The organism is Evtepia gabavorous, assembly GCF_003425665.1.
Lineage (GTDB): Bacteria > Bacillota > Clostridia > Oscillospirales > Oscillospiraceae > Evtepia > Evtepia gabavorous.
Map to the genome: position 1 here is coordinate 13878 of NZ_QQRQ01000008.1, position 25944 is coordinate 39821.

The window sequence follows — 25944 nt, forward strand, 5'->3', positions numbered from 1 at the left end:
GGATGAAATCAGTCATAGATGGAATCCACATCCTGGGACAGGATGGCACCATTTACGGCGTTGATTTCAAACTCATACTCCAACATTCCAACCACGATCTTCACCTCATATTCGGCCCGACCGTCATCCCAGTCCAGTTTCACTCTGCGGACATTATTCTCCGTCGCGCCAGGCACCTGAGCCAGGGCAATGCGCTTGGCCTCTGCCTCGCCGATATAGGAGCCGGAATTTTGGTTGCCGTTGCCAGTGCCGGGTCTGTAATGCTCCGCATCATAGTCAAAGCTGAGCACCTTGCCCGTGTAGGCGTCGATCTCATAGTCATACTCTCTGTAATCCTTGGTGTAGAACTCTACATCATAGACCTGGCGGCCATTTTCCCAGTCCAGATGGGCGCGGACGAAAGAGACCTGACTGCTCTGGAGACCCGCATGGGCCAGCGCTTTTTGCTTGGCCTGTTCGGCGGTGATCATCCCAGTGGGGGTGCTGGGCTGGTTGTTGTTACCGTTATTGCTGCCGTTATTACCGCCGTTGTTGTTCCCGTTGTTGTTCCCGTTGTTGTCCTCAAAGCTATCCGCATCGGTCACCAGAGAGCCTCCGCTCAGTGTAACGGTACGGGTTGCGTTGTTCCAGTTCACCTCTTTGTCCATCAGTTCTCCAATGCTCCGCACCGGCAGATAGACCGAGCCGCTGTAAAGCAGGGGGTATACGGTATCGCCGTTGGCGTCAGCGAAGGTCTGACGGACATTGTCCACCAGAATGGTAATGTCCGGCCGGATGGCAGCCTGAACCGTCTGTGCCTTGGCTGCAGAATCCGGGGTTCCCGTCACTGAGCCATTGGGCCGGTCTCCCGCCAGAGAAACCGTCAGCGTGGACTGGCTCCAGTTCACATTTTTACCCATCAGCTCCCCAATGGCCCGGATGGGCAGGTAGGTGGTGCCCCCATAAAGGATGGGGTGGACTTCCTGGCCAACCGCGTTGTAGAAGGTCCGGTAGGACCCATCCACCACGATGGACAGATCGGGGGAGAGATACGCGGTGACATCCTTCCCCTGGGCAGCGGCTGTGGCGGACAGGAGCCCGGTGGAAAGCACCGCACACAGGGCGATGGCTCCCATTCGTTTTGCAAGCATGTGCTTTTTCATAGTTCAATCCTCCTAATGATTCTTTCGGTTTCTACCATAGATTTCTATTCCGGGGTAGGGGGACTCCCCGGCTTTAACGGTGGCTGTCAACCTCCCAGCTGCGGATGGCGCCGCTGTACCCGTCAATGCTGAACTCATATTCCACGCCGTTGTAATAGATGGTCCCTTCATACTCCAGACGTCCGTCGTCCCGGTCCACCTCAAACTCATAGATGTCTTTCGTCGTGGCGCCGGGGACCTCCGCCAAGGCAATTTCCTTGGCCCGGTCCGCAGAGATGGTCTGGGTCCCGGCATCCGCTGAGGGGGCGTAGCCCTCTGCGTCATAGTCGTAAGAGAGCACCTCTCCCGTGGTGGCGTCAATCTCGTAGTCATACTCTTTGTAGTCGCTGGTGTAGAACTCCACGTCGTAGACCTGGCGGCCGTCCTCCCAGTCCAGGCGGCTCCGGACAAAGGTGACCTGATCCTCGGTCAGGCCGGCGTGGTTCAGGGCAATCTCCTTGGCCTTCCCCTCCCCCACCGCTGCGGTTTCGGTGCCGGACGCATCCGCACCACCGCCGGTTCCGCCGTTCTGGGTGCCGCTGATCACCACACCGGTGACCGCGTCAATGTCGTAGGCATAGTTTTTGCCGTCGGCGGTGAATGTTACCTGATAGTAATCTGTACCATTCCGGTTCTCCAGGTCCGCAGACGCAAAGGTGGCTGCGCCCTCCGCGATGCCGGCGGCGTCCAGGGCAATCGCTTTGGCCGCGTCCGCCCCAATATAACTGGCCTGGGTACGCTGCTGGCCGCAGCCTGTCAGCACCAGGCCAAGCACCGCAGCAACCCAAAGCATCCATACCAATTTTCGTTTCATCTTAAAACCTCCTTCTTCATTCTGGCGTTATCTTACCATGGAAACATGAAAGGAACATGAAATTTTGCCCGACAAACCCTCTTTTTTTCGGCCTATCTCTCCGCTGGAAGGTGGAGGGTAAAAGAACTCCCCTGACCGGGCACGCTCTCCAGGCTCATGTGTCCGCCGTGGGCCTGGGCAATCTTCCAGACCATAGACAGGCCCAGACCGGCGCCGCTCTTCTCTCCCCGAACGGGGTCCACCTGGTAAAACCGCTGCCACACCCGTGCCTGCTGGTCCGGGGCAATGCCAATCCCGTCGTCCCGCACGGTGAGCAGTGCCTCCCCGCCCTGGCGGCGAAGGGTCACCCAGACCCCACCCCCCGGCTTTCCATATTTGAACCCATTGTCAATGAGATTTTGCAGCAGCCGGGCAATCAGCGCCCGGTCTACCTGGGCAAAGACAGGCTCCCCTCCCTCCAAGGTCAGGCGATCCTGGGGCCAGGGGCCCTCGGCACACACCTCCCGGGCCAGGGCGGCCAGATCCACCCGTTCCCGCCGAGCCAGTTCCGTCCCCTGGTCCAGGCGGGTGATCCGGAGGAGCTGGTCGATGAGCTGGGACATCTTGTCCGCTTGCCGGTGGATCATGGCCAGGGTCTCCCGCTGCTCCTCCAGGGTCTCCCCATAGGTTTCCCCATACTCACAGGCGCTCTTGATCACGGATACGGGGGTCCGCAGCTCATGGGAGGCGTCGGCGGTGAACTGGGTCTCGGCCTCGAAGGACTGCTCCAGCCGGGCAAACATCTGGTTGAAGGTGGCAGCCAGCCGGCTGAACTCGTTGCCGCCTGGAGGCACCGCCACCCGGGCGGACAGATCGGAGGCCTGGCTGATGGCGTCGGCGGTGGCGGTGATGTGTTCCAGGGGCCGGAAGGCCCGTCGGGCGATCCAGTACCCCCCCACTGCGGCCAGCAGAAGGAACAGGGGGAGGGACACCGCGGCCACCCACAGCAGGGCGGGCATGCTCTGGGCCCCTGCCGGCACCTCCAGCAGGCCCCGGACCCACAGGCCCTCCTCCCAGCCAGCGGGCACCCAGAAGTCCAGGACATAGTATTGCCCGGTGTCGGTGTCTACCAGTCGGGTCAAGCCGTTGTGAAAGGGCTCCGCCGCGGTAAAGGCCACCGGCACCTGCCCGGCCAGCAGGGTTTTGTCCTGGCTGTACACCAGGGTATAGACTCCATTCTCATAGAACTGGAACCCCTCCCCCATCTGGGGCCGCCCGTCCACAAGGGTCACCTGCCCCAGGTTCTCCCGCACCGTCTGGTCCAGCTGCTCCATGGCGCTTTGGGTGTACACAGAACCGCTGATCAGCCGGAGAAAGACCAGCATCAGGCCGGCCATCAGACCCATCAGCAGCAGATACCAGAGGGTAATCTTGACCTTGACGCTGCGCTTTCTCACCGGGTCCCTCCTTTCGGGGCCGCAGGCTCCCGGATGGCCCAGCCCATCCCCCGCACGGTGTGGATCAGTTTTTCCTCCCGCCCCCCGTCGATCTTTTTCCGCAGGCGGCTGAGGTAGACATCCACGTTGTTGGAGCTGCCAGCGTAGTCATAGTTCCAAATCTGGTCCTCAATCTGCTCCCGGGAGAGGACTTTTTCCTTGTTCCGGACCAGATACTCCAGAATGGAAAACTCCTTGGGCAGCAGGGGAATCTCCTCTCCGCCCCGGACAGCCTGCCGCCGCTCGGTGTCCAGGGTCAGGTCCCCCACGGTAAACCGGTTGGTGCGCTGGCCCACCCGCTTGCGGGTCATGGCCCGGATACGGGCCAGCAGCTCGGCAAAGTCAAAGGGTTTGACCAGATAGTCGTCCCCGCCCAGGTCCAGCCCCTTGACCCGGTCGGCCACACTGTCCCGGGCGGTGAGAAAGAGTACCGGGGTGTCGTTCCCCTGGTCCCGCAGTTCCCGCACCAGGGTGTATCCGTCCTTTTTGGGCAGCATCACATCCAGCAGAATCCCATCGTATGCCGCGCCCAGCAGGTGAGCCTGGGCGTCCTCGCCGTCCAGGCACCCGTCCACGGTGTAGCCCGCCTTGGTGAGCACCTTGCAGAGCAGCAGATTCAGGTCGGCCTCGTCCTCCACCACCAAGATCCGCATGGGCCGTCGCCTCCTTCTTGTTGAAAATCAGGCTTATCATACCATATCTCTCCCCTCCGCGCCACTCCCAGGCTGCCGCCAAACACAAAAAGGAGAGCACAGAGAAGATCTCCGTGCTCTCCTTTTTACGTTTCCGCCGGGGGAAATTTTTTGCAGAACCACCGGGCCCCCACCCAGATCAAGCCCAGGCAGACCACCCACCCCTGAAGCCAGAGGAGGAAAAAAACGAAATTGTCATAGGTGGCATCCTGCAATATAAACAGCAGCTGATAGGGGTTGGGGAGGAGGGCCCCCGGCAGCCCATCCCCAATGCCCCAGAGCAACAGAAAGGTCGCCATTATGGACAGAATCCCTCCTGCCGGACCATAGGTTCGGAACAGGGAGACCGCCAGGGCCAGCGCCACCAGGCCGAGGAACCATCCCAGCACCCCCATGGAGAGCAGCCATTCCACGCCCGAGGCAAACAGGTCCCAGGCAGGGTCCAAGACAAACCAAAGGGTCCACAAGATCCAAAGCACCTGGAGCCACATAGATTGCAAAAGAGGCGTCATCTTTTCTGATTTCATAAAGCACGTCCTCCCTGAAAACGCAGTCCACACCGGTCAATCACGAAACGTCTGTCCCATGCGTTCTCTTTCTTTTCCAACGGGCCAGACTGCGAATGACAAAGCCCAGGCTGATCCCCACCACGCCGGAGAGATACAGAGAGGCCGGCGGAAGGCCAAACAGCCCCAGCAGGCCAAAAAGCCACAGGGCAAGCACCGCACCAAACAGGAGAAAGAGAAGCAGCCGCCGTTCCCTTCGATCCGCATAGACTATTGCGCCAAAGAACGCGATAGAAAGGCCCAACCGGATGATCCAATGCATCCTATCCCCTCCTTTCTTCTCCGCTTGCGTCGATTCTTTCCTTTCATGCTCATCATACCTTCATCGCACTGAAGAATCAACAAAAAAGTCTCTTTCTCTGGGGCGCTTCCCTTCGTGTAGAACGTACCTTTCTATTCTCAAGAACGAAAGGAACCCATACTTTGTGACACCCCATTGAAAAAATTTTTTCTCCTTGTGTCCTGCGGACACTTATGAAATATAATAAGTAATCTCTTCCTTGTGGAGTTCCAGAAGATTGCTCATATATTCCTCCACCGCATCCAGTGCCTCCTGAGGCGTATTAAGCCGGTCATAGGTGAGACCATGGGATTGACAGTATTCCTCCGCAATCGCCTCTTTCAGTTTCCCCTTTGCCAACACTCTGGGCGCTTGATCGCGCAAATTTTCCACATATTCTTCGTAGGTTATCCCCGCGCTGGCACAATAGGCATCGATCCCTTCCTTCCCCTCTGGCATGGCATACGCCGCATAGACGGTCTCTTGAAGGTACTGCTCCACTTCTTCTTCGGTTGGCATCAGCCCCCTCTGTTCCGCCTCTTCCTGTAAGATGACATTCTTTAAGATATCATCCACGATCTCTCGATCACTGCTCCCTGTCCCCTCTGGCTTTCCGGCCAAGGCTTCTTGCGCCTTCCTTTGATATTCTACGACAGATTTCATCACCGTTTTTTCTTTGTAGACAGCCATCACAACATCCGTTTCAGAGTTCTCTTGGTCTACGGCCTTCTCATAATAGCTTCCAAGTTCAGATTCTACCGGTTTTTCTTCTGTACCATACGCAGAGATTCCAGCAATCGCAAGGATGACTATTCCGACGAACAAAACACAAAATTTCTTCATTTTTATTTCTCCTGGATATAACCTAAATTTACGTAAGTACTTTCTCACCACCTCCAATCCCGGGGAAATTTTCCCCTCTACTCCTTCCATGTCGCACCGACAGCAAATTTTTGCGCCAACCGAAAACTTTTTTCAAATTTTTTGTCTCGTCAACCTCTCCGGCCCCTCCCCCTTCAAAAAAATTCCCCGAAACCTCAAAATCCCCGTGCGTTTTCCGGTGGAATGTGGTAAGATGAAAAGAAGCTATGCGCGGGAGTGGGTTCCCTCCCGCCGTTTCACCGAAGGGAGTCCTTTTTCATGCGGAAATCTGTCATCCTGCCCGGCGTGGCCGTGGCCGGCGGCCTGGTCGGTCTGTTGGTTCGGCGGGTTTATCTGGCCCATGGGTTTGAGGCGGGCACCGGCCTGCCCATCTCCGGCGCCCCCAGTCTGTGGGCCATGGTCCTTGTCTCGGCGGCGGTGGCGGCCGCGCTGCTGGTTCTGAGCCGGGGCAAGCACCGCAAGTTCGACCAGTGCTACACCGGCGCTTTCTCGCCGGACACCACCCCTCTGCTCTCCGGCGCCCTGGCCGGGGCGGTTCTCCTGGCCATCGGCGGCTTTTTGGCCCTGGCCGCCTGGGCCGGCAGCCCCCGTACCCTGCTGGGACAGCGGACGATGAGCATTGCCTGGGCCGGGCTGGGGGTTCTCAGCCTGCTGGCCGCCGCCGGCATCTACTTTGTCGCCCAGAAAATGCGCCGGGGCGCCCCCATTCTCACCGCCTGGGCCGTGGTCCCCGGCTTTGCCTGCTGCCTGTGGATCATGGCCAACTACTACCAGAGCTGGGCGGAGGAGCCCGTGCTGGGTCAGTACCTGATCCCCATGCTGGGGGCCCTGCTGTCCATGATCGCCTGTTTCCTGGTGGGTGGCTTCGCCTTCGGCAAGGCCCGGGTGACCCTCACCCTGACGGTGTGCCTGGCCGCCGGCGCCTTTAATATCATGGCCCTGGCCGACGGTTTGCCCCTGGCGGACACCGCCCTCTATCTGGGCATGATGTTCTACCTGCTGTCCATGGCCGCCGCCCTGGCCAGAAACGACGCCAAGCCAGAGGCCCCGCCGGCCTGCGCCCCCAACTGCGCCGGCTGCCCGGGCTGCGCCCCCATGGGGACCCAGGGCGGCCAGCCCCCCGCCGGCACGGACGGCCATACCCCGGATCAGCCCCAGTGACACCAAGGAAAACAACACGCCCTCCCTGGGCGTATGGAGGTTCACCCAATATGGAAAGAGATCAGAAGAAAAAGTTTTATATTACCACCCCCATCTACTATCCCTCGGACAAGCTCCACATCGGCCACACCTACTGCACCGTGGCCACTGACGCCATGGCGCGGTACAAGCGTCTCCAGGGCTACGACGTCATGTTCCTCACAGGCACGGACGAGCATGGCCAGAAGATTGAGGACAAGGCCAGCCAGGCCGGCGTCACCCCCCAGCAGTTTGTGGACAACATCGTCACCGGGGAGAAGGGCGTGCTGGACCTGTGGCGGCTCATGAACATCTCCAATGACCGGTTCATCCGCACCACCGACGACTACCATGTGGCCGCCATCCAGAAAATTTTCAAAAAGATGTATGAAAAAGGGGACATCTACAAGGGCAAGTACGTGGGCAAGTACTGCAAGCCCTGCGAGTCCTTCTGGACCGAGAGCCAGCTGGTGGACGGGAAGTGTCCCGACTGCGGCCGGGAGGTTCAGGACGCAGAGGAGGAGGCCTACTTCTTCCGCCTGTCCAAATATGCCCAGCCCGTCCAGGACCTTCTGGAAAACACCGACTTCCTCCAGCCCCGTTCCCGGGTCCACGAGATGGTAAACAACTTCATCAAGCCCGGCCTGGAGGACCTGTGCGTCTCCCGGACCTCCTTTTCCTGGGGGGTGCCGGTGGATTTTGACCCCGGCCACGTGGTCTATGTGTGGGTGGACGCCCTGTTCAACTACACCACCGCCCTGGGGCTGTACAACGACAAGTACGACGACTACGACCGCTACTGGCCCGCGGACTATCACTTTGTGGGCAAGGAGATCGTCCGATTCCACTCCATCATCTGGCCAGCTATGCTCATGAGCATGGAGATGCCCCTGCCCAAGCACGTCTTTGGCCACGGGTGGCTCCTGCTGGACGGGGGCAAGATGTCCAAGTCCAAGGGCAATGTGGTGGACCCCTATGTGCTGGCGGAGAAGTTCGGGGTGGATTCCCTGCGGTTCTTCCTGATGCGGACCTTCCCCTTCGGTTCCGACGGGAACTTCTCCAATGAACTGCTCATCAACACCATCAACGTGGACCTGGCCAACGACCTGGGCAACCTGGTCAGCCGGACCACCGCCATGGTGCAGAAGTACTTCGGCGGCACTCTGCCCGCCGGCTGCAAAGCCTGGGACGCCCCCGAGGCCTATGACACCGAGCTCATCACCCTGGCCGCCGGCCTGCGGGGCCGCTATGAGGAGGCCATGGAGGCCTGTGCCCCTCACAAAGCCCTGGAGGAGGTCTTTAAGGTCATCCAGCGGGCCAACAAGTACATCGACGAGTCCATGCCCTGGGCCCTGGCCAAGGACATGGCGGCCAACGGCGCCCGCCTGGCCCACGTGCTGTACAACCTCCTGGAGGCCACCCGCATCTGCGGCATCCTCCTGTCCCCCTTCATCCCCGCCTCCTGTGAAAAGCTCTTTGCCCAGATCGGCGCCTGTGACGGCTGCCGCACCTGGGACTCTGCCGCCCAGTGGGGCAGCCGGGCAGAGACCGCAGCGGTGACCAAGGGGGAGAACCTCTTCCCCCGGGTGGACATGGACAAGGCCCTGGCTGAGCTGGAGGCCATCCAGGCCGCTGCCGCCGCCCCCCAGCAGCCCGCCGTGGAGCTGGAGCCCTGGGAGGACCCGGTGGACTTTGACACCTTTGCCCAGTCCGATTTCCGGGTGGTGAAGGTGAAGGCCTGCGAGGCGGTGAAGAAGTCCAAGAAACTGCTGAAGTTCACCCTGGACGACGGTTCCGGCACCGACCGGCAGATCCTCTCCGGCATCGCCATGTACTACAAGCCGGAGGACCTGGTGGGCAAGACCCTGGTGGCCATCGTGAACCTGCCCCCCCGGAAGATGATGGGGCAGGAGAGTCAGGGCATGCTCCTGTCCGCGGTCCACAAGGAAAATGGGGAAGAGGTCCTGCATCTGCTGATGCTGGACGACGGAATCCCCGCCGGCGCGAAGCTGTGCTGATAGTTGTTTCTCCGGCGGTCTGGTTGAGCCAGACCGCCGGTTTTTTGTAAAATCCACCAACTTATCCTCTGTTCTTTTGTAACTTCCTCCAAATCGAAAATTTTTCTGAAAAATTTGTCACAAAACGGCTCTCTGAAACGTTATTTATATAGAAGGCAAAGTGAAGCCTCCTACTTTTTCTCTCTCTAACCCCCAAACACCCCCGCCCCGCCGGCGTATGCCGGTGGGGCGGGGGTGTTTGGACTGTTTGACGTGGCTTTGCCCCATGGAAAAAAGGACGTGTTCCGCTGCGGCACGTCCTTTTTTTCGTTCTCTCTACCATTTTCCTTTTATTTTTTCTTTTTCTGAAAGAAATTCCCTTCCTCACGGGATAGTAACAGTGAACGGGTACCCGAACCCAAAGGAGGTGATCTCTTGCCCAGAGAACATGAGGACTGGGTCCGTCAGCTGTATCTGACCCACGCCCCGGACCTGTACCGGGCGGCAAGGTACCGGCTCCAGGACCCGGAGCTGGCCTACGACCTGACCCAGGAGGTCTTTTTGACCCTGCTGGACAAGCAGGCCCAGGTCAAGCACCACCCCAACCCTGCCGGGTGGCTTTGGAAAACCCTTCAGTACAAGCTGGGGCACGCCTTTTCTCGCCAGGCGGTCCGGGCCAAATACGAGGCCGGGCAGGCCGACCCGGATTGGCTGCCTGCCCCGCTCCCCGCCACCGGCGGCACCCTGGACGAGATTCTTCCCCGACAGCTGCCGGAACGGGACCGCCAACTGCTGAAAATGGCCTACGAGGAGGGCCTGACCTACGAGGAAATCAGCCGGCGTCTGGGCATTCCCCCGGCCACCTGCGGCACCTGGCTCTACCGGGCCCGGCAGCGGTGCAAACATTACTTAACCCTTTCGGAAGGAGGGAACCCTGTTGAAAAAACATGATATTCTTTTCCAAGCCCAGGAGGAGGCATTCATCCAAGCCTTAGAAGAGGAAATGGCCCGGGAGACTCCGGACCCAAACGCCATCCGGGCCATTCTGGACCAGCTGGACCGGCAAACGGGCGGGGCAGCCTTTGACCCCGACGCGGGCTGGCGTGAGCTCCAGACCCGCCGGCCGGCCAAACGGCGCCGGCTGGGCCGTTACCCCGTGGTTTTGGCCGCTGTTCTGGTGTGCCTGGCGGTGGCGGGGACGGCGCTGGCGGTGAATCTGGGGCTCCATGAGAAGCTGGCCGCCTATTTCCATCTTCAGAGCGGGGAAAGCGCCCTTTTGGAAAGCGCCATTGAGAACCCCGTAACCACCGTTTCCGACCAAGGAATCTCCGTCACGATTCGCCAGACCCTGGCAAACAGTTCCGGGCTTTATGTCCTCTATGAGGTGACAACACCGGAGTCAATCGCTTTAGACCCCGAAAAAAATTGGCATATGGAGGGGTTCCTGGACCTGTCTTCTCTCCCCTTGCAAGCGCCACTTGGCAGCAGTATCTTTGGCAACGATATTGTAGAAGTAACGCCTCATAAAATAACCGCCGTGGCTTACGCCTACACGCCGGTTGGCACAATGTCTTCGGGGACAGTCCACCTTCGTCTTACGCGCCTTGGATATTGGGAGTTCTCTTCTTCTCCTCAGTTTATCCCCATCGCTGAGGGCACCTGGCACCTGACTTGGCATCTGACTCATATTGATCCAAGCATTACAGTAACCCCGCCAGCCCTTCCCCTGCCGGATGGGAGCGGCAACATTGAGAGCATTTCCCTATCCCCCTTCTCCTGCGTGGTCATCAGCACCGGTGCGCCGGCCTCTGATTGGCCGGTCTCCCTGGTTCTTCAAAACGGAAGCACGTTGCCCCTGGATGCCTCCAACGGTCAGTACACCACCGGCAGGCTATCCGCCAGCGGCCAGGAGAATCCGCAATACTACTCGTACTTTCAGTTCCACCCTCTGATCTCCCCCTCTGATATTACGGCACTGGTAATTGGTGGAACAAGGGTTTCCCTGGGAGCGAGTTAAGTAAGCAGCTCTATCGCACACGTTTTACGAAGGGGGGTGATGGTTCTATGAAGAAAATTTTGCATGAAAGGAGAGGATTATCCTATTTTCCCCATTTCCCTATCAACAATGTCTAAATTTGGAGGTAATCATGCGTTTTCTGAAAAATTCATTTGCAGCTGTCCTGATAATTTGCACACTCGCCTCTTGCTCTATCGCTTTTGCCGCCACACCATCCTCTGAGAATTCCCTCGGCATGAGTCCCCAAGCCCAAGAAAACTTTAGCAAAGCGCCCTATAAAGTACAGGAAGAAATCCTCTCTTCTCCGGAATTGTCCGCAGCTGCCCCATATGCCTATATGGACCTCTATTCAGCTCCAGAATCCTTACAGCATGATATCTTAGCCGCCAGGGATCTTATCATCCATAGTCAGTCTTGGACCACAGATCCCAATGACTACACTGTCTATCCAGATGGTTCAATCGAACATGATCCTCTCTTCTCTGATCTGTTCCCAGGGTGGGATCTCCCCACGCTTGAGAATTCCATCCTTGAAACCCCCTCTTTCTCCATCTCCCAGCCACTGGCATTGACAAAGGCCATTGCACCGTCCGTTGCAAAAATTCCAAATTACTACATTCCTAAGTATAACGCTTCCCGCCCCACACCGGTAATGATTAAGCTTCGGTCTACCACAGTCGAAACATTCGCTGTGATTGTTGACTCTCTTCCCGGGGCAACATGCAACATAGGAATTGCCAATGCAAATGGTGTCGAGCTAAAGAACAAACTACGGGTCCCTGTCCATGGTGAGTGCCATATTTTCCCTGACAAGGGTCAGTATTATTCTGCCCGCGTTAGTACCTATGACAAGCCCGGGTCTGGTTCTTTCCGAGTTCTCTATTAAAAACTTCTTTCAAAACAACCGGATGCGCTACTCTTGTAGCGCATCCGGTTGTTTTACATGATAACAGAGCCCCCATTCCCTGTTCCTCAGCATTTCCCCGCCACAATCTCCCGCACCTGGTTCAAATTGCGGACCTCATACCGGATCACAGGGCGGTCCGGGCGGGGCAGGCCCTTGGGGTTGTACCAGCAGCAGGGGATACCCGCCCGGCTGCCGCCCTCCATGTCGCTGGTCAGGGAGTCCCCGATGAGGAGCAGTTCCTCCCGGTCATAGGGGCCGATGGCCTCCAGCACCGGGCGGAAAAAGTCCAGGCTGGGCTTCTCCGCCCCCACCACCTCCGAGATAAACACCCCGTCAAAGAGGTCCCCCAGGCCGGAGCGGGCCAGCTTCCGCTCCTGGGCTGTGCGGGTGCCGTTGGTAACCGCGTACTGCTTGACCCGGCCCCGCAGGTCCCGCACCAGGTCATAGCTCTGGTCCAGGAAGACCACCGTGTCCCCCAGGTGACACTGGTAGGCGGCGTTGACCTGGTCGTAGTCGGTGCAGGCAATGCCCTCCCGCTGGAAAAACTCCTGAAACCGGCCGGGAAGCAGCTGGGCTTTGGTAATCTCTCCCCGCTCCAGCCGGCGCCAGTAGCTGGCGTTCAGGGCGGCGTACCGTTCCACCCGATCCTCGGGGCAGGGGCCCAGGCGGAACTGGGCGAAGGTCTCCTGCAGGGCCCGGCGCTCCGCCGCCGGGAAGTCCAGCAGGGTGTTATCCACATCCCACAACAAGACACGAATCATAAGGGGCCTCCTTCTCCACATCTCTCCCGAGACACCGCCCCGGAAGGTTTTAATGGATGCTATCTTACACCCGATTCGACCCAAAGCGCAACCCTTTTCCCACAAAAAAGCCCGGCCGCAGGGAATCCCCGCGGCCGGGCGCCTGGTTTGGCTCTATTGGGGGAGATACTCCGCCGGGCACTCCTCCACCGTCACGCCGGTGTAGTAGTGCTGGAGAATCTCCACATAGCCCTTCCCCTCCTCGGCCATGGCGTCGGCGCCGTACTGGCTCATCCCCACGCCGTGGCCAAAGCCGGTGACGGAAAAGGTAAAGGTATCCCCGGACAGAGACACGTCAAAGGACGCCGAGCGCAGGGAGAAGATCTGCCGGGCCTGGGCCCCGGAGACGGTCACCCCGCCGATGGTGATGGCGTGGACGCTCCCGCTCTGGGTGCGCTCGATGGTCCCCACCCAGCTGGCGGGGTCGCCCTCCAGGCTGGCCGTGGGCTGGGCTTTCAGGAAGGCGTCCTTGAATTCCTGGGTGGTGAGGGTCACTTGGCTCTCATAGTTGGGCACGCCCTCCCCCTCGGGGGAGTCCACACTCTGGAGATAGGGCACGCTGTTGCCCCAGACCTCCACCGCGTCCTGGGTGGCCGCGCTGGAGGAGGAGTGGAAGACCGCGTCGATGAGCTGCCCCTGGTAGAGAATGACCTGGTTGCCCGTCTCCGCCACGGCGGTGGTGATTTTATTGGTGTACTCCGCCGCCTTGTCCCCCCAGTTGCCCTGGGCCTTGTCCCGGGCAATCCAGGCCTGGCAGCAGGCATAGTCGGTGCACAGATCCGCGTCGGGATGGTTGAAGGAAGGGCCCTTGTTCAGGGCATAGGTACGGGCGGCCACCGCCTGGGCCTTCAGGGCCTCCTGGGAGAAGGAGGCGGGCATCTCCGCCGCCACAACCCCCCATAAGTACTGGTTTAAGTCCATCTCCGTCACCTGACCATCGCTCCCCTTCACCCGGAGGGTGTGGCCGCTGTCGGGGAGGGCAGCCTCCTCCTGGGCCGTGGGCTGGGGGTCCTGGCCGGTGTCCTGGGCCTGCCGCACCACAAAGGGCAGGGCGAACAGAACCACCACCAGGATGAGGGCAACCCCAATGATCTTTTTCATCTGCCATCTCCTCCTTCCAGAGCTTACACGGATGGAATCAGGTCTTGGGGGGCAGACTGAGATAGACCCCGCCCTCCTGGGGAACCTCCCCCCGCAGGGCAAACAGTTCCTCCACCGTGACAAAATAGTACCCCTGGGCCATCAGCCGGTCCACACAGGCCAGGGCCGCTGTGACAGAGGTCTCAAAAATATCGTGCATCAGGATGATGTCTCCGTCCTCCGCCTGCTGGGTAACGGTCTGGACAATCCGCTCCACATTCTGGTCCTTCCAGTCCTCGGTGTCCACCGACCAGCAGACAATGGGCGTCTTGGCCCATTGCTTCAGGGTCTCATCCACAAAGCCGTAGGGCGGCCGGAGCATCAGCTCCTCCGGGCCCACCACCGCCTGGATGGTCTGCTGGGTTTTGCCCAGCTGGGCCGCAATCTCCTCCCGGGTCATCCCCTGCAGGGACACATGGTGCCAGGTGTGCAGGCCAATCTGATGGCCCTCATCCGCCATCCGGCGGACGGTGTCCTGGTGGTCGGCCACCTGCTCTCCCACCAGGAAAAAGGTGGCCTTGACCCCCCGCTGGGCCAGGCCGTCCAGCAGGGCCTCCGTGGTCTTGGGCCAGGGGCCGTCGTCAAAGGTCAGGGCCAGATATCCCTTGGGCGGCAGAGCCGCCGCCGTCTGTCCGGCCGGCAGGGCCGGCACGTCCGGCAAAGAGACAAACCACGCGGACACCGCCAGACCAAGGGCCAGAGCCCAGGCGCCCCACAAAATACGCCGCCGTTTTTTCCAATCCACAGAATCCCCCTCTTTCCCACGGTCGCATACCCAAAGGATACCCTGGCGTGGGGGAAACTTTCCCGGAACTTCCTGACAAAAAGGGGCGCCCGGCGGCGGGCCCACGGGAAGTCCTTTCAGTATAGCCTGTGATCCCGGCCCCCGTCAAGGCAAAACATAGGAAAGTTTTCTCCCTTTCCCATGGTTTCTGTCCCCGGGGCCACAGGGCGGCCCCGGGCAAATCAAATCGCCGTGGTTGTTTCCAACCACGGCGATTCTCTCTTGAACAGCTGCTTTTGCCGTACTTGTTCAGGGGATGCGGGGGAAGGTGAGGGCCGCCTTGAACAGGTCCCCGTCGATGGTCAGGGAGAAGGTCCCGTGCTGCAGCTGGGTCAGGCTCCGGGCGATGGACAGGCCCAGGCCGCTGCCCTCGGTGTTCCGGGACGCATCCCCCCGGACAAACCGCTCCATCAGCTCGTCGGCGGAGATATTCAGCGGGGTGGCGGAGATGTTGCGGAAGGTGATGGTCACCTGGTTCTCTCCCGCCTCACAGGTGAGGTAGACCCGGGTCCCCGGCTGGGCGTACTTGTGAATGTTGCTCAGCAGGTTCTCAAACACCCGCCACAGCAGCCGCCCGTCGGCGGAAATGGCCGGGTTCTCCGGGGCGGGGGTGAGGATCAGGTCCATCCCCTTGGCCGCCAATTTTTCCTGGTATTCCCCGGCGCTCTGGGTGAGCAGGACATTGACATCGGTGCGCTGGAAGTCCACCGTCAGGTTCCCCGTGGAGGCTTTGGAGGCCTCCACCAGGTCCTCGGTGAGCTTTTTCAGCCGGGCGGACTGGCGGTCCAGAACCTCCAGGTATTCCCGGGCCTGGTCGTTGGGCATCGCCTGCTTTTTCAGCAGGTCCACATAGCTGACGATGGAGGTCAGGGGGGTTTTGATGTCGTGGGAGACGTTGGTGATGAGCTCGGTCTTCATCCGCTCCGACTTCATCTGCTCCTCCACCGCGTGCTGGATGCCCTGGCGGATGTTGTTCAGGTTTTCCCCGTGCTCCCGGAAGGGCCCCCGCAGGTGCTCTGTGGACACTTTGTAGTCCAGATGGCCGGCGGCCAGCTGGCGGCCCCCCGCCTGGAGGGTCCGCATGGAGAGGACCACGAAGAGCACCAGTCCCCCCTCCAGCACCTTCAGCAGCAGCCAGAGCACCACCCAGCCGCCGCCGTAATAGCAGCCCATCAGGCACAGGCCCTCCAGGAAGCACAGCAGGAGGAAGCCCAGACCGGCGGCCCAGAACAGGGGCAGCTTTCCCAGCAGCTCCCCCGTCCGCCGCCCCAAGGCCTTGCCCCAGCGGCGGACCGGCCGGATCAGGCGGGGGAAGAACAGGTTCTCCCTCCCAATTCCCCCTCGCCGCCGGCGGACCAGGGAGAGGGCCATGGCCAGCACAACCCCCATCAGCACCATGGTCAGTACCGTGGGCCCAAAGGCCACCAGGGAGGTGCCCCAGCCGCTGGAGCAGACCACCGGCAGAAGCCCAAACAGCAGAACTGCCGCCCCCGCCGCGATCAGCAGGTCCGTGGGGATGGCCCGGTCCATCCAGCGGAGGGAAACCTCCTCCGAGCCCTCCTGGCGCAGCCCCGCCGACCAGAGCAGGAATCCCAAGCTGAGCAGGCCCAGCACCAGGCCCAGGATGGCCCCCGCCAAAAATTCATACCGGTAGAAGCCCATATTCTCCGCGTATTGGATGCCCTGATAGACCTGTCCGGTGGGGGAGAGCTCCGACCGGAGAAAGCCCGTCAAAACCACCGTCTCTTTGCCCACCGTGCGGGCAACATCCGCGGTGAGGCGGTATCCTTCCTCATCTTCTACCAAAGACACATTTTGAAGCTCCTCATATGTGCTGCCCAACTGGTCCAAGGCAAGGTCCCGGGCCTCATAGGAGTCGTAATACTGGTCAATATGACTCCATTGGACCGTGCCCCCCACCTGCATGGACCAGGAGGTTTTCTCCCGGTAGTCGCCCAGGGTGTCGCTGGCCAGAAGGGTGTTTCCCTCCAGGTCCTTGATGGTAAAGAAGAAGTTCTCATCCTCCACATATCTCTTGACATCCAGGCTCTGGTCCCCGTCCCGATAGCTCCGGTAGCCATCGGCCAGCTGATTGGTCAGGTTTTCCACCCAGACGGCTTCCTCCTCCTCCACCAGCTGCCGGGTGCCCTCCCACTGATAGCCACCGTGGTATGCCAGCCACCGCACGTTTCCCAAGCAGATCACACTCACAGTCATGGCCAGCACGAACAGCCCGCAGGCAAGCCCCTTGGCCCAGGGTTTCGTACGGTATTTTTTCATAGTTTGCCCCCTTCCATCTTGTACCCCTGTCCCCAGACCACCTTGATGTACCGGGGGTCCGAGGGGTTGATCTCCAGTTTTTCCCGAAGATGACGGATATGGACGGCCACCGCGTTCTCCACCCCGAAGGGCTCCTCCCCCCACACGGTCCGGTAGATCCGCTTGGGGGAGAAGACGGTGCCGGGGTTCTGCATGAGCAGCCGGAGGATCTCATACTCCCGAGGGGTGAGGGAAACCGGCTCCCCATCCAGGGTGACCTCCTTGGTCCGGTCGTCCAGGGCCACCCCGCCCAGACGCAGGGCCGTGGGCCGCACCGTGCCACCCCCCAGCTGGAGATAGCGGCGCAGCTGGGACTTCACCCGGGCCAGAACCTCCACCGGGTTAAAAGGCTTTGTAACATAGTCGTCCGCCCCCACATTCAGGCCCAGAATCTTGTCCGTGTCCTCAGACTTGGCGGTGAGCAGGATCACCGGCACATTGGACTTCTCCCGCAGCCGGGTCATGGTGGCAATGCCGTCCAGCTGGGGCATCATAATGTCCAGCAGGACCAGGTGAATGTCCTCCTTCTCCAGCAGGGCCAGGGCTTCGGTGCCGTCATAGGCGGGGAAGACCTGGTAGCCGCTGGTGGTGAGGTAGATGGTCAGTGCGGACACAATGTCCTTTTCGTCGTCACAGACTAAGATGTTGTACATACCCGTCGCCTCCTGAGAGTATCATAGAGAAAGAAGCCTTAAGAAACAAGGAGGGGAATGTTTAAGATTTTCTTAAGCTGTTCCCATAAAAAAACCTCCCCGGAGGGAGAGTGGGGGGATGCCCGCCGGGCAGGGGGGTGGGGGGCTTTTTCCATTGCCGTTGGAACGGGCGGGGAACTTGGCCCTCCCGGGCGGGGCCCTATTTCTTTGGAGAAATAGGGGAAAGAACACCAAGGGGAAGGAGGTTCCTTCCCCTTGGAACCCCATTCTCTGGTGGGAAAAACGGGGGAAGGTGGTTGGTCAGATTGGAGCCTGGCCTGCGGCCTCCAGGACCAACGCCTCATGGCCCGCCCACCGGCTCGGGCGGGCGGGAGAAGTGGTTTGTTGACGGGAGGAAAAAGTGGGAAATCGAAAGGGTTTTCTCTCCCTTCTCCCAAAGGGCACCTGCCCACGCCCCCAGCCCGCCCAGCCGGTGGACGGGCCGTTACCAGCGTTCCAATGAGAGGGCCGCAGGCCAGGTAACAAGTGAGAAGTACAGCCTCCCCCTCCACAACCCCACCAGAGAAGGGGGTCCCGGGGGAGGAACCTCCTCCCCCGGGGGTTCTTTCCCCCATTTCTTCCCAAGAAATGGGGCCCCGGCTGGGCAAGCCAAAGTTCCTGCCCGTTCCAACGGCGTGGAGAGAAAACCCACAACGCCTCTCAGCCGCCTACCCCATACTCCCGGGCCAGCGCCCGGAACTTCGGCAGCGCCCGCTGAATCTGCTCTGTGGGCACACAGTAGGAAATCCGCACATGCCCCGGGCAGCCAAAGCTGTCCCCGGAGACCAGAATCAGGTCATACTTCCGGGCCCGCTCACAAAAGGCCGCCGCATCGGGCTCCAGGGACCGGGGGAAGAGGTAGAAGGCCCCCTCCGGCTGGGCGCAGGTGTATCCCATGGACCGCAGCGCATCCAGGAAGAGGTCCCGGTTGCGCCGGTACACCGCCATGTCCGCCGTCTGACCGGCACACCGGGCCACCACCAGCTGGAAGAGGCTGGGGGCGCAGACATAGCCCAGGGCCCGTCCCGCCCCGCAGATGGCCGCGTATACCAGGTCCGCCTCCTCCGCCTGGGGGGGGACCAGCACATAGCCGATCCGCTGCCCCGGCAGGGAGAGGGACTTGCTGTAAGAGTAGCACACCAAGGTGTTGTCATAGAAATCCGGCACCCAGGGCAGGGGAGCGGTCTGGTAGACGATCTCCCGATAGGGCTCGTCGGAGATCAGCCAGATGGGATGGCCGTAGGCCCGGGATTTCTCCCCCAACATCTGGGCCAGCCGCCGGATGGTCTCTTGGGAATAGACCACGCCAGTGGGATTGTTGGGGCTGTTGATGATGACCCCCTTCACCTGGGGGGAGAGGGCGGCCTCCAGGGCGGCAAAGTCAATCTGAAAGTCCTCCAGCCGGGCCGGCACCGCCACCAGCTGGGCCCCGGCGCTCTCCACAAAGACCTTATACTCCGGGAAATAGGGCGCAAAGGTGAGGAACTGATCCCCTGGGCAGCCCAGGGCGGACAGGGCGCAGCAGAGGGCCCCCGCCGCCCCGGCGGTGAGATAGAAGTGGTCCGCCGTGTAGCCTGTGCCGTACCGGCGGTTGAGGTCGTCCGCCAGGGCCTGGCGGACAGAGGCCTCTCCCTGGGCCGGGGTGTAGCCGTGGAGCTTTACCGGGTCCACCGTGTCCATGAGCTGATGAACCAGTTCCTTGACGGTATCCGGGGCGGGCACACTGGGATTTCCGATGGAAAAATCATCCACCTGCTCCGGCCCCACCGCCGCGGCCCGGGCCTGGGCAAAGGCAAAGGCCTCCCGGATTTCTGACTTGGCGGTGCCCAGGGCCACCATTCGTTGGGATAAATTGATCATATCGTATGGAACCTCCCGTCTTGGGGTAGAATAATCGATGTGGTTGCAGTATATCACAAATCCCGCCGGGAAACAATGGCGATCCAGCCCCAGAGGGATCGAGAAATGGTTTTTCCGCCCCCCGCCTCCAGCAGAGAGTTTCCCCATGAGGTCCCCTCTCAAAAATTAGCACTCTCAATACAAGAGTGCTAACATTTACAATTTAGACACATTTTCCTCGAAATTTATTCATAAAATCGCAGTAGTATATCCAGCGTAGACGGGAGGTTCCCGGGAACACCTGGGAAAGCAGCAAGCACTCCCGTCAAGAGATTGCAAATTTTATGAAAACCCGTCGGCCCGGTTTCGGCCGGTGTCCGACCCGAATAGATCATCTAAAAAGGAGCGTTTCATGATGTTTGGTATGATTCCCTTTGACCGTCGCGACGACAACTTGTTTGACCTGTTTGACAACTTTGAGAAAAAGTTCTTCGGCAACACCAACGCCAGCCTGCCCGCCTTCCGCACCGACATTCGGGACCAGGGCGACAAATTCCTGCTGGAGGCGGAGTTGCCCGGCTTCCAGAAGGAGGACATCTCCCTGGAGCTGAAGGAAGGCATCCTGACCATCAAAGCCGAGCACAAAGAAAACCAGGACCAGAAGGATGACAAGGGCAACTACATCCGCCGGGAGCGGCGGTATGGTTCCTTCTCCCGGACCTTCGATGTCAGCGGCATTGACGAGAACGCCATTACCGCTGTGTACAACAACGGGATTCTGGAGCTGACCCTGCCCAAGCTGGCACCGGTGGTGCCGCAGAGCCGGCAGATCGCCATTGGTTAAGACACAGACTCTCTCATTTCCTCCTCTCTCTTTCGTAACCTCTGAGGCAGGGCGCCGGTGATGTCGCCGGCGCCCTTTGCCATGAGGAACTTCTTATTCCATTCTCTTCCACCACCCCTGAAAGGAGTGACTTTTTATGAACGCAGAAAAACTAACCCAAAAATCCGCCGAAGCCATCCGCTCGGCCCAGGAAATTGCCCTGGAATACGGCAATCCCCAGATTGAGCAGGTCCACCTGCTCTGGGCCCTGCTGCAGGACAGCGAGGGGCTTATTCCCCAGCTGCTGGCCGGGATGGGGGTGACGGTACCCTCTCTTCAGGCCGCGGTGAAAGACCTGCTGGCGCGTCAGCCCCGGGTCTCCAATTCGGGCCATGAGGCGGGAAAAATCTACATCTCTGGTGACACGGAAAAGGCCCTGAACCGGGCGGAAAAAGTGGCTGGAGAGATGAAAGACGAATATACCTCCGTGGAGCACCTCTTCCTGGGGCTCCTGGACACCGCCGGGCGGGAGCTGGCCCAGCTCTTCTCCCAGTACCAGATCACCCGGGAGCGGGCCCTCCAGGCCCTGTCCGGGGTACGGGGAAACCAACGGGTGACCTCGGATAACCCCGAGGAGACCTACGGCGCCCTGAAAAAGTACGGCTCCGACCTGGTGGAGCGGGCCCGGCAGAACAAGCTGGACCCGGTGATCGGCCGGGACGACGAGATCCGCAACGTCATCCGCATCCTCTCCCGGAAATCCAAAAACAATCCCGTTCTCATCGGGGAGCCCGGCGTGGGTAAAACCGCCATTGCCGAGGGCCTGGCCCAGCGGATCGTCAAGGGAGATGTCCCCGCCTCCCTGAAGGACAAGACCATCTTCGCCCTGGACATGGGCTCATTGGTGGCCGGGGCCAAGTACCGGGGAGAGTTTGAGGAGCGGCTGAAGGCCGTGCTCAATGAGGTGAAAAAATCCGAGGGGGGCATTATCCTCTTCATCGACGAGCTCCACACCATCGTGGGGGCCGGCAAGACCGAAGGGGCCATGGACGCCGGCAACCTGTTAAAGCCCATGCTGGCCCGGGGAGAGCTCCACTGCATCGGCGCCACCACCCTCAACGAGTACCGGCAGTACATTGAAAAGGACGCCGCCCTGGAGCGGCGGTTCCAGCCGGTGATGGTGAGCGAACCCTCTGTGGAGGACACCATTGCCATCCTTCGAGGTTTGAAAGAGCGGTATGAGGTCTTCCACGGGGTGAAAATCCAGGACGGCGCCATCATCGCCGCGGCCACCCTGTCCAACCGGTATATCACCGACCGGTTCCTCCCGGACAAGGCCATCGACCTCATCGACGAGGCCTGCGCCCTCATCCGCACGGAGATTGACTCCATGCCCACCGAGCTGGATGTGATCCAGCGGAAGATCATCCAGCACGAGATCGAAGAGGCCGCCCTGAAAAAGGAGACCGACCGTCTGTCCCAGGAACATCTGGCGGAAATCCAGAAGGAACTGTCGGACATGCGGGAGGAATTCAAGGCCAAGAAAGCCCAGTGGGACAACGAAAAAGAGGCCATCGGCAAGGTCCAGCAGCTGCGGGCCGACCTGGAAAGCGCCAACGCCGAGCTGGAAAAGGCCCAGCGGGAGTACGACCTGAACAAGGCCGCCGAGCTCCAGTACGGCAAGATCCCCGCTTTGAAAAAGGCCCTGGAGGCCGAGGAGCAGATTGCCGCCGACGGCAAGGCCCGCTCCCTGCTCCGGGACAAGGTCACCGAGGAGGAGATCGCCCGGATCATCGAGCGCTGGACCGGCATCCCCGTGGCCAAGCTCATGGAAGGGGAGCGGGAAAAGCTCCTCCACCTGGAGGACATCCTCCACCAGCGGGTGGTGGGCCAGGACGAGGCGGTACGCCTGGTCTCCGAGGCCATCCTCCGCAGCCGGGCGGGCATCGCCGACCCCGACAAGCCCATCGGCTCCTTCCTCTTCCTGGGGCCCACCGGCGTGGGCAAGACCGAGCTGGCCAAAACCCTGGCCGAGGCCCTGTTTGACTCCGAGCGCAACCTGGTGCGGATCGACATGTCGGAGTACATGGAGAAATTCTCCGTCTCCCGGCTCATCGGAGCGCCCCCCGGCTACGTGGGCTATGAGGAGGGGGGACAGCTCACCGAGGCGGTGCGGCGCAAACCCTACTCCGTGGTCCTCTTTGACGAGGTGGAGAAGGCCCACCCCGACGTGTTCAACATCCTCCTCCAGGTCCTGGACGACGGTCGGATCACCGACAGCCAGGGGCGGACGGTGGACTTTAAGAACACCATCCTCATCCTCACCTCCAACCTGGGGTCCCAGTACCTGTTGGAGGGCATCAACGCACAGGGGGAGATCTCCGACGAGGCCAAACTCCAGGTGGACCAGCTGCTGAAGAAATCCTTCCGGCCGGAGTTCCTCAACCGCCTGGATGAGATCGTCTGCTACAAGCCCCTGACCAAGGAGAACATCACCGCCATTGTGGACCTGCTCATCGGCGGCCTGAACAAGCGCCTGGCCGACAAGCAGCTGAAGGTGGTTCTCACCCCCGCCGCCAAGAGCTATGTCATCGACAACGGTTACGATCCCCTCTACGGGGCCCGGCCCCTGCGCCGGTTCCTCCAGCACACAGTGGAGACCCTGGTGGGCCGGAAGATGATCGCCGACGAGGTGGCCCCGGGAAGCACCCTCACCGTGGACTGCGTGGCCGGAGAGCTGGTGGTCCACTGAGACGGCCCCAGCCCCTGTCTGCACACCGCCACGCCGCAGGCAAAGATTTCTGCCCGCGGCGTGGTCTTTTTTTACCCTTCCGCCTGGCCCTGGGTGAGAGCCTGAACCGCAAACTGGAGAAAGGCCTTCACCGCCGGGGCGGCGCGGGGCAGGGAGGGAACAGCCACCCCCAATGTGAGCTGCTGGGGCGGGTCCAGCGGGAGGATGGCCACCTTCCCCGGCCAACTTTTGGTGATGAGTTCATTCATAATGCTCATCCCCAGATCATTCTGAATCATGGCCAGGGCTGAGACTGTGTCCAGGGTGGTAAAGGCAATTTTCGGCTCCAGACCGTGGGTCTCCAGCAGGCCCAGAACATCGTCGTCCCGGCCCAGGGCGGGCATGATGAAGTCCTCCTGGGCACACTGGGCCAGGGGATAGGACCCCCGGTCCGCCAGAGGGTGGCCGGGCGGGAGCACCGCCACCATCCGGTCCTCCGCCAGGGGAATCCAGTCGTAGGGCATGGGGGCCTTGTGGCTGAAAAAGGCCAGGTCGGCGGCCTTGTCCTCCAGCCATTGGATGATCTCCTGGCGGATGCCCTCCATGAGCTTAATTTGGATGTGAGGGTACCGGGCCCGAAACCGGCGGATGACCTGGGGCAGCCAGTGGGTGGCCACGCTGGAATAGGTGGCGATGGTGACGCTGCCCACCAGCAGGCCGCTCATCTCCCCGGCCAGCTGATAGATCCGGTTCTCCTGCTGGAGAAACTCCCGCACCGCCGGCAGCAGGCGGCGGCCGTTCTCCGTGAGGGTGACCCCCTTTCGATTCCGCCCCAGCAGAGGGAGGCCCAGCTCCCGCTCCAGGGAGGTCACCAGCTGGCTCACCCCTGAGGGGGTATAGCCCAGCACCTCGCCCGCCTTGGAAAAACTGCCGGTCTCCGCGGCGGTGACAAAGGCTTTGCAGCGGGCACTCTCCATGGTTCCCATCCCCCTTTCAGTTTCACTTAAAGGAACTTCTACAATTCTTAGTTTTACTTTATAATACCCAGCCGCTATCCTTATGTCAAGGGAAGCAATCCAGCCGCCTTCTCCCATCCCCTTGGGACAGGGGCCTCATTCTCTTCGCTTTGACCCCGGTAGAGCCCCCCTTTGCTCTGCCGGGGCCATTTTTTCTCCGGGATTGACCTTCCCCGCGCCAGCCTGTATACTGACCCAAGGAACCCATTGAGAAAGGAACGAACCCCTATGACCTTCACCATTTCCCCTGCCATCAAACAGTGCTGGCCGGAAACCGCCCTGGGCCTGCTTCTCTATCAGGTTCAGGTGGCCCCCAGCTCCCCCCAGCTGCTGGCCCAGTTCGACCAGACCGTGGCCAGCCTGGCCCAGCAGTATACCTTGGACACCATCGCCAAGCACCCCCACATCGCCGCCACCCGCCAGGCCTACAAGGCCCTGGGGGCCTCCCCCCACGAACACCGGAACGCGGCGGAGGCCATGCTCCGGCGGGTGGTGAAGCAGGCGGGCCTCTACCACATCAACAATGTGGTGGAGGTGAACAACCTGATCTCCATCTCCTCCGGCTACGCCATCGGCTCCTATGACCTGGACCAGCTCCAGGGCCAGGTGGTCCTGGCCTGTCCCCCGGCAGGGGCCCGGTACGAGGGCATTGGCAAGGGGAGTCTCTCCATCGCCCACATGCCCGTGCTCACCGACGACCTGGGCCCCTTCGGCAACCCCAGCAGCGACAGCCGCCGGGCGATGATCCAGCCCGGCCTCCGCCGGGTGGCCTCCGTCCTGTACGCCTTTGACGGTGCCGAGGGGCTGGTCCCCTGGATGCAGGCCTTTGAGGAGGCGCTGCGGACCCACTGCGGCGTCTCCTCCGTGACCCAGCAGCGGATTGAATAGCAAAAAACACCCCCCGGACCCACGGCCAAGCGCCGGGGTTCCGGGGGGTGTCTGCATGTTGTCTATCGGTTGTCGTAGCGGACCTCCAGATGCTCAATGAGCCGGGCCACGCAGCTCTCATCGCAGGAGGGGAGGACCACATCCGCCGCGGCCCGAACCTCCGGATAACTGTTGGCGGGGGCAAAGGAGAGGGCGGAGACCGCCAGCATGGGGATGTCGTTGAGCCCGTTGCCCACGCAGTAGATATCCTCCGGCCGGACCCCCAGGTGGCGGGCCACCCACAGCACGGACAGGCCCTTATTGGCCCCCCGGGCGGTGACCTCCAGCAGATAGGGGTTGGAGAAGGTGACATCGTAGGTCTCAGGCCACTGGGTTTGCAGGTAGGTTCGGGCCTGGTGGAGCACCGCCGTGTCCGGGTGCTGGAGGATGACCTTGATCCAGGGGACCGGCATCTCCTCAATGGCCTTGGGCCGGCCGGTGAGGTGGCACCGGGTCAGGTGGCGCTGGGTGACCTCGTTGGGGCGGAAAATATAGACCTCGTCCTGATGATAGGCCTCAAACCCCACCTGGGGAAAGGCCGCGCAGACCTGGGCCAGGTGGACGGGCGCTTGGGCGGGAAGGTATTTCAGCCACAGGCTCTCCTCCGTGGCAAAGTCATAGATGGAGGCCCCGTTGGACAGGATCACCGGGGTATTCACCGGCAGGCGCTCCCGCTCCATTTGAATGGCAAAGTTGATGTAGGACCGGCCGGTGGAGATGCAGAACAGGCCCCCTTCCGCCACAAAGCGGGCAATGGCCTGGCGGTTTTCCTGGGAAATGGTACAGTCACTGCTGTACAGGGTGTCGTCATAATCCGTGGCCAGCAGAACGCCGGAAAACTTTCCCATGGGGGCTCCTCCCTTCGGTCTTTTTTTGAATAGCC

23 protein-coding genes are annotated in these 25944 nt (G+C 60.9%); 8 read left to right on the forward strand and 15 right to left on the reverse strand.

Going from position 1 to position 25944, the window contains the following annotated elements; translation table 11 throughout:
- Positions 1-8 precede the first annotated feature (8 nt).
- The 7 genes from DV520_RS06305 to DV520_RS06335 all read right to left on the reverse strand — a co-directional run bounded on the left by DV520_RS06305 (position 9) and on the right by DV520_RS06335 (position 5851).
- Complete coding sequence (locus DV520_RS06305) at positions 9-1142, reverse strand: PepSY domain-containing protein (RefSeq protein WP_117142173.1); 1134 nt, start codon at positions 1140-1142, stop codon at positions 9-11.
- A 73-nt stretch (positions 1143-1215) separates the two neighbouring features.
- Positions 1216-1995, reverse strand: coding sequence for a PepSY domain-containing protein (locus DV520_RS06310; RefSeq protein ID WP_117142174.1), 780 nt, complete (start codon positions 1993-1995; stop codon positions 1216-1218).
- A 92-nt stretch (positions 1996-2087) separates the two neighbouring features.
- The gene (locus DV520_RS06315) at positions 2088-3431 is read right to left on the reverse strand and encodes a sensor histidine kinase (protein WP_117142175.1); all 1344 of its coding nucleotides are present in this window, start codon (positions 3429-3431) and stop codon (positions 2088-2090) included.
- Complete coding sequence (locus tag DV520_RS06320; protein ID WP_117142176.1) at positions 3428-4123, reverse strand: response regulator transcription factor; 696 nt, start codon at positions 4121-4123, stop codon at positions 3428-3430. Before DV520_RS06320 ends, DV520_RS06315 begins: the two co-directional genes overlap by 4 nt.
- A gap of 125 nt (positions 4124-4248) precedes the next feature.
- Positions 4249-4689, reverse strand: a complete 441-nt coding sequence (locus tag DV520_RS06325; RefSeq protein ID WP_021919262.1) for a hypothetical protein — start codon at positions 4687-4689, stop codon at positions 4249-4251.
- A gap of 40 nt (positions 4690-4729) precedes the next feature.
- Positions 4730-4990 (reverse strand): hypothetical protein, encoded by a 261-nt coding sequence (locus DV520_RS06330; RefSeq protein WP_117142177.1) that lies wholly within the window; start codon positions 4988-4990, stop codon positions 4730-4732.
- 210 nt (positions 4991-5200) lie between these two features.
- The gene (locus DV520_RS06335; RefSeq protein ID WP_117142178.1) at positions 5201-5851 is read right to left on the reverse strand and encodes a hypothetical protein; all 651 of its coding nucleotides are present in this window, start codon (positions 5849-5851) and stop codon (positions 5201-5203) included.
- A 297-nt stretch (positions 5852-6148) separates the two neighbouring features.
- Between DV520_RS06335 and DV520_RS06340 the strand changes: the two genes are divergently transcribed.
- From DV520_RS06340 to DV520_RS06360, 5 genes are all read left to right on the forward strand, one after another.
- Positions 6149-7051: a hypothetical protein gene (locus DV520_RS06340; RefSeq protein ID WP_117142179.1), complete on the forward strand. Its 903-nt coding sequence runs from the start codon at positions 6149-6151 to the stop codon at positions 7049-7051.
- 50 nt (positions 7052-7101) lie between these two features.
- A complete protein-coding gene (gene metG, locus DV520_RS06345; protein ID WP_117142180.1) occupies positions 7102-9087 on the forward strand; it encodes a methionine--tRNA ligase in 1986 nt (661 codons plus the stop codon).
- A 414-nt stretch (positions 9088-9501) separates the two neighbouring features.
- Positions 9502-10017 carry an RNA polymerase sigma factor gene (locus DV520_RS06350; RefSeq protein ID WP_117142181.1) on the forward strand — a complete coding sequence of 172 codons (516 nt, stop codon included), beginning with the start codon at positions 9502-9504 and terminating at the stop codon, positions 10015-10017.
- Positions 10004-11083 (forward strand): DUF4179 domain-containing protein, encoded by a 1080-nt coding sequence (locus DV520_RS06355; protein ID WP_117142182.1) that lies wholly within the window; start codon positions 10004-10006, stop codon positions 11081-11083. Before DV520_RS06350 ends, DV520_RS06355 begins: the two co-directional genes overlap by 14 nt.
- Positions 11084-11213: 130 nt before the next feature.
- Positions 11214-11969, forward strand: a complete 756-nt coding sequence (locus DV520_RS06360; RefSeq protein ID WP_117142183.1) for a hypothetical protein — start codon at positions 11214-11216, stop codon at positions 11967-11969.
- A gap of 86 nt (positions 11970-12055) precedes the next feature.
- Here the strand turns inward: DV520_RS06360 and DV520_RS06365 are convergent, their stop codons facing one another.
- The 6 genes from DV520_RS06365 to DV520_RS06390 all read right to left on the reverse strand — a co-directional run bounded on the left by DV520_RS06365 (position 12056) and on the right by DV520_RS06390 (position 19585).
- A complete protein-coding gene (locus tag DV520_RS06365) occupies positions 12056-12751 on the reverse strand; it encodes a YjjG family noncanonical pyrimidine nucleotidase (protein ID WP_165850052.1) in 696 nt (231 codons plus the stop codon).
- Between the two features lie 153 nt (positions 12752-12904).
- Positions 12905-13891 carry a stage II sporulation protein D gene (gene spoIID / locus DV520_RS06370; RefSeq protein ID WP_117142185.1) on the reverse strand — a complete coding sequence of 329 codons (987 nt, stop codon included), beginning with the start codon at positions 13889-13891 and terminating at the stop codon, positions 12905-12907.
- A 37-nt stretch (positions 13892-13928) separates the two neighbouring features.
- On the reverse strand, positions 13929-14675 hold the full coding sequence (locus DV520_RS06375) for a polysaccharide deacetylase family protein (protein WP_117142186.1): 747 nt from the start codon (positions 14673-14675) through the stop codon (positions 13929-13931).
- Between the two features lie 288 nt (positions 14676-14963).
- Entirely contained in the window at positions 14964-16994 is a 2031-nt protein-coding gene (locus tag DV520_RS06380; RefSeq protein WP_117142187.1) for a sensor histidine kinase, read from the reverse strand.
- The gene (locus DV520_RS06385; protein ID WP_021919133.1) at positions 16991-17686 is read right to left on the reverse strand and encodes a response regulator transcription factor; all 696 of its coding nucleotides are present in this window, start codon (positions 17684-17686) and stop codon (positions 16991-16993) included. Before DV520_RS06385 ends, DV520_RS06380 begins: the two co-directional genes overlap by 4 nt.
- A gap of 699 nt (positions 17687-18385) precedes the next feature.
- Positions 18386-19585 carry a pyridoxal phosphate-dependent aminotransferase gene (locus tag DV520_RS06390; protein WP_117142188.1) on the reverse strand — a complete coding sequence of 400 codons (1200 nt, stop codon included), beginning with the start codon at positions 19583-19585 and terminating at the stop codon, positions 18386-18388.
- 391 nt (positions 19586-19976) lie between these two features.
- Here DV520_RS06390 and DV520_RS06395 point away from each other — a divergent pair, with 391 nt between their 5' ends.
- A complete protein-coding gene (locus DV520_RS06395; RefSeq protein WP_333819386.1) occupies positions 19977-20408 on the forward strand; it encodes an Hsp20/alpha crystallin family protein in 432 nt (143 codons plus the stop codon).
- A 136-nt stretch (positions 20409-20544) separates the two neighbouring features.
- A complete protein-coding gene (clpB, locus tag DV520_RS06400) occupies positions 20545-23139 on the forward strand; it encodes an ATP-dependent chaperone ClpB (RefSeq protein ID WP_117142190.1) in 2595 nt (864 codons plus the stop codon).
- Positions 23140-23210: 71 nt separating this feature from the next.
- On the opposite strand, the gene DV520_RS06405 is transcribed toward clpB, so the two are convergent.
- Positions 23211-24095 carry a LysR family transcriptional regulator gene (locus tag DV520_RS06405; protein WP_117142191.1) on the reverse strand — a complete coding sequence of 295 codons (885 nt, stop codon included), beginning with the start codon at positions 24093-24095 and terminating at the stop codon, positions 23211-23213.
- A 267-nt stretch (positions 24096-24362) separates the two neighbouring features.
- Between DV520_RS06405 and DV520_RS06410 the strand changes: the two genes are divergently transcribed.
- Positions 24363-25022, forward strand: a complete 660-nt coding sequence (locus DV520_RS06410; protein WP_021918881.1) for a B3/B4 domain-containing protein — start codon at positions 24363-24365, stop codon at positions 25020-25022.
- A 62-nt stretch (positions 25023-25084) separates the two neighbouring features.
- Here DV520_RS06410 and DV520_RS06415 read toward each other — a convergent pair whose 3' ends face one another.
- Positions 25085-25909 carry a Cof-type HAD-IIB family hydrolase gene (locus tag DV520_RS06415; RefSeq protein WP_117142192.1) on the reverse strand — a complete coding sequence of 275 codons (825 nt, stop codon included), beginning with the start codon at positions 25907-25909 and terminating at the stop codon, positions 25085-25087.
- Between the last annotated feature and the right edge of the window lie 35 nt (positions 25910-25944).

Coding starts and splice junctions, on each gene's coding strand:
- DV520_RS06305 (WP_117142173.1), bottom strand. CDS start 1,142: ATGAAAAAGCACATGCTTGCAAAACGAATGGGAGCCATCGCCCTGTGT.
- DV520_RS06310 (WP_117142174.1), bottom strand. CDS start 1,995: ATGAAACGAAAATTGGTATGGATGCTTTGGGTTGCTGCGGTGCTTGGC.
- DV520_RS06320 (WP_117142176.1), bottom strand. CDS start 4,123: ATGCGGATCTTGGTGGTGGAGGACGAGGCCGACCTGAATCTGCTGCTC.
- DV520_RS06325 (WP_021919262.1), bottom strand. CDS start 4,689: ATGAAATCAGAAAAGATGACGCCTCTTTTGCAATCTATGTGGCTCCAG.
- DV520_RS06330 (WP_117142177.1), bottom strand. CDS start 4,990: ATGCATTGGATCATCCGGTTGGGCCTTTCTATCGCGTTCTTTGGCGCA.
- DV520_RS06335 (WP_117142178.1), bottom strand. CDS start 5,851: ATGAAGAAATTTTGTGTTTTGTTCGTCGGAATAGTCATCCTTGCGATT.
- DV520_RS06340 (WP_117142179.1), top strand. CDS start 6,149: ATGCGGAAATCTGTCATCCTGCCCGGCGTGGCCGTGGCCGGCGGCCTG.
- metG (WP_117142180.1), top strand. CDS start 7,102: ATGGAAAGAGATCAGAAGAAAAAGTTTTATATTACCACCCCCATCTAC.
- DV520_RS06360 (WP_117142183.1), top strand. CDS start 11,214: ATGCGTTTTCTGAAAAATTCATTTGCAGCTGTCCTGATAATTTGCACA.
- DV520_RS06365 (WP_165850052.1), bottom strand. CDS start 12,751: ATGATTCGTGTCTTGTTGTGGGATGTGGATAACACCCTGCTGGACTTC.
- spoIID (WP_117142185.1), bottom strand. CDS start 13,891: ATGAAAAAGATCATTGGGGTTGCCCTCATCCTGGTGGTGGTTCTGTTC.
- DV520_RS06380 (WP_117142187.1), bottom strand. CDS start 16,994: ATGAAAAAATACCGTACGAAACCCTGGGCCAAGGGGCTTGCCTGCGGG.
- DV520_RS06385 (WP_021919133.1), bottom strand. CDS start 17,686: ATGTACAACATCTTAGTCTGTGACGACGAAAAGGACATTGTGTCCGCA.
- DV520_RS06390 (WP_117142188.1), bottom strand. CDS start 19,585: ATGATCAATTTATCCCAACGAATGGTGGCCCTGGGCACCGCCAAGTCA.
- DV520_RS06395 (WP_333819386.1), top strand. CDS start 19,977: ATGATGTTTGGTATGATTCCCTTTGACCGTCGCGACGACAACTTGTTT.
- clpB (WP_117142190.1), top strand. CDS start 20,545: ATGAACGCAGAAAAACTAACCCAAAAATCCGCCGAAGCCATCCGCTCG.
- DV520_RS06405 (WP_117142191.1), bottom strand. CDS start 24,095: ATGGAGAGTGCCCGCTGCAAAGCCTTTGTCACCGCCGCGGAGACCGGC.
- DV520_RS06410 (WP_021918881.1), top strand. CDS start 24,363: ATGACCTTCACCATTTCCCCTGCCATCAAACAGTGCTGGCCGGAAACC.
- DV520_RS06415 (WP_117142192.1), bottom strand. CDS start 25,909: ATGGGAAAGTTTTCCGGCGTTCTGCTGGCCACGGATTATGACGACACC.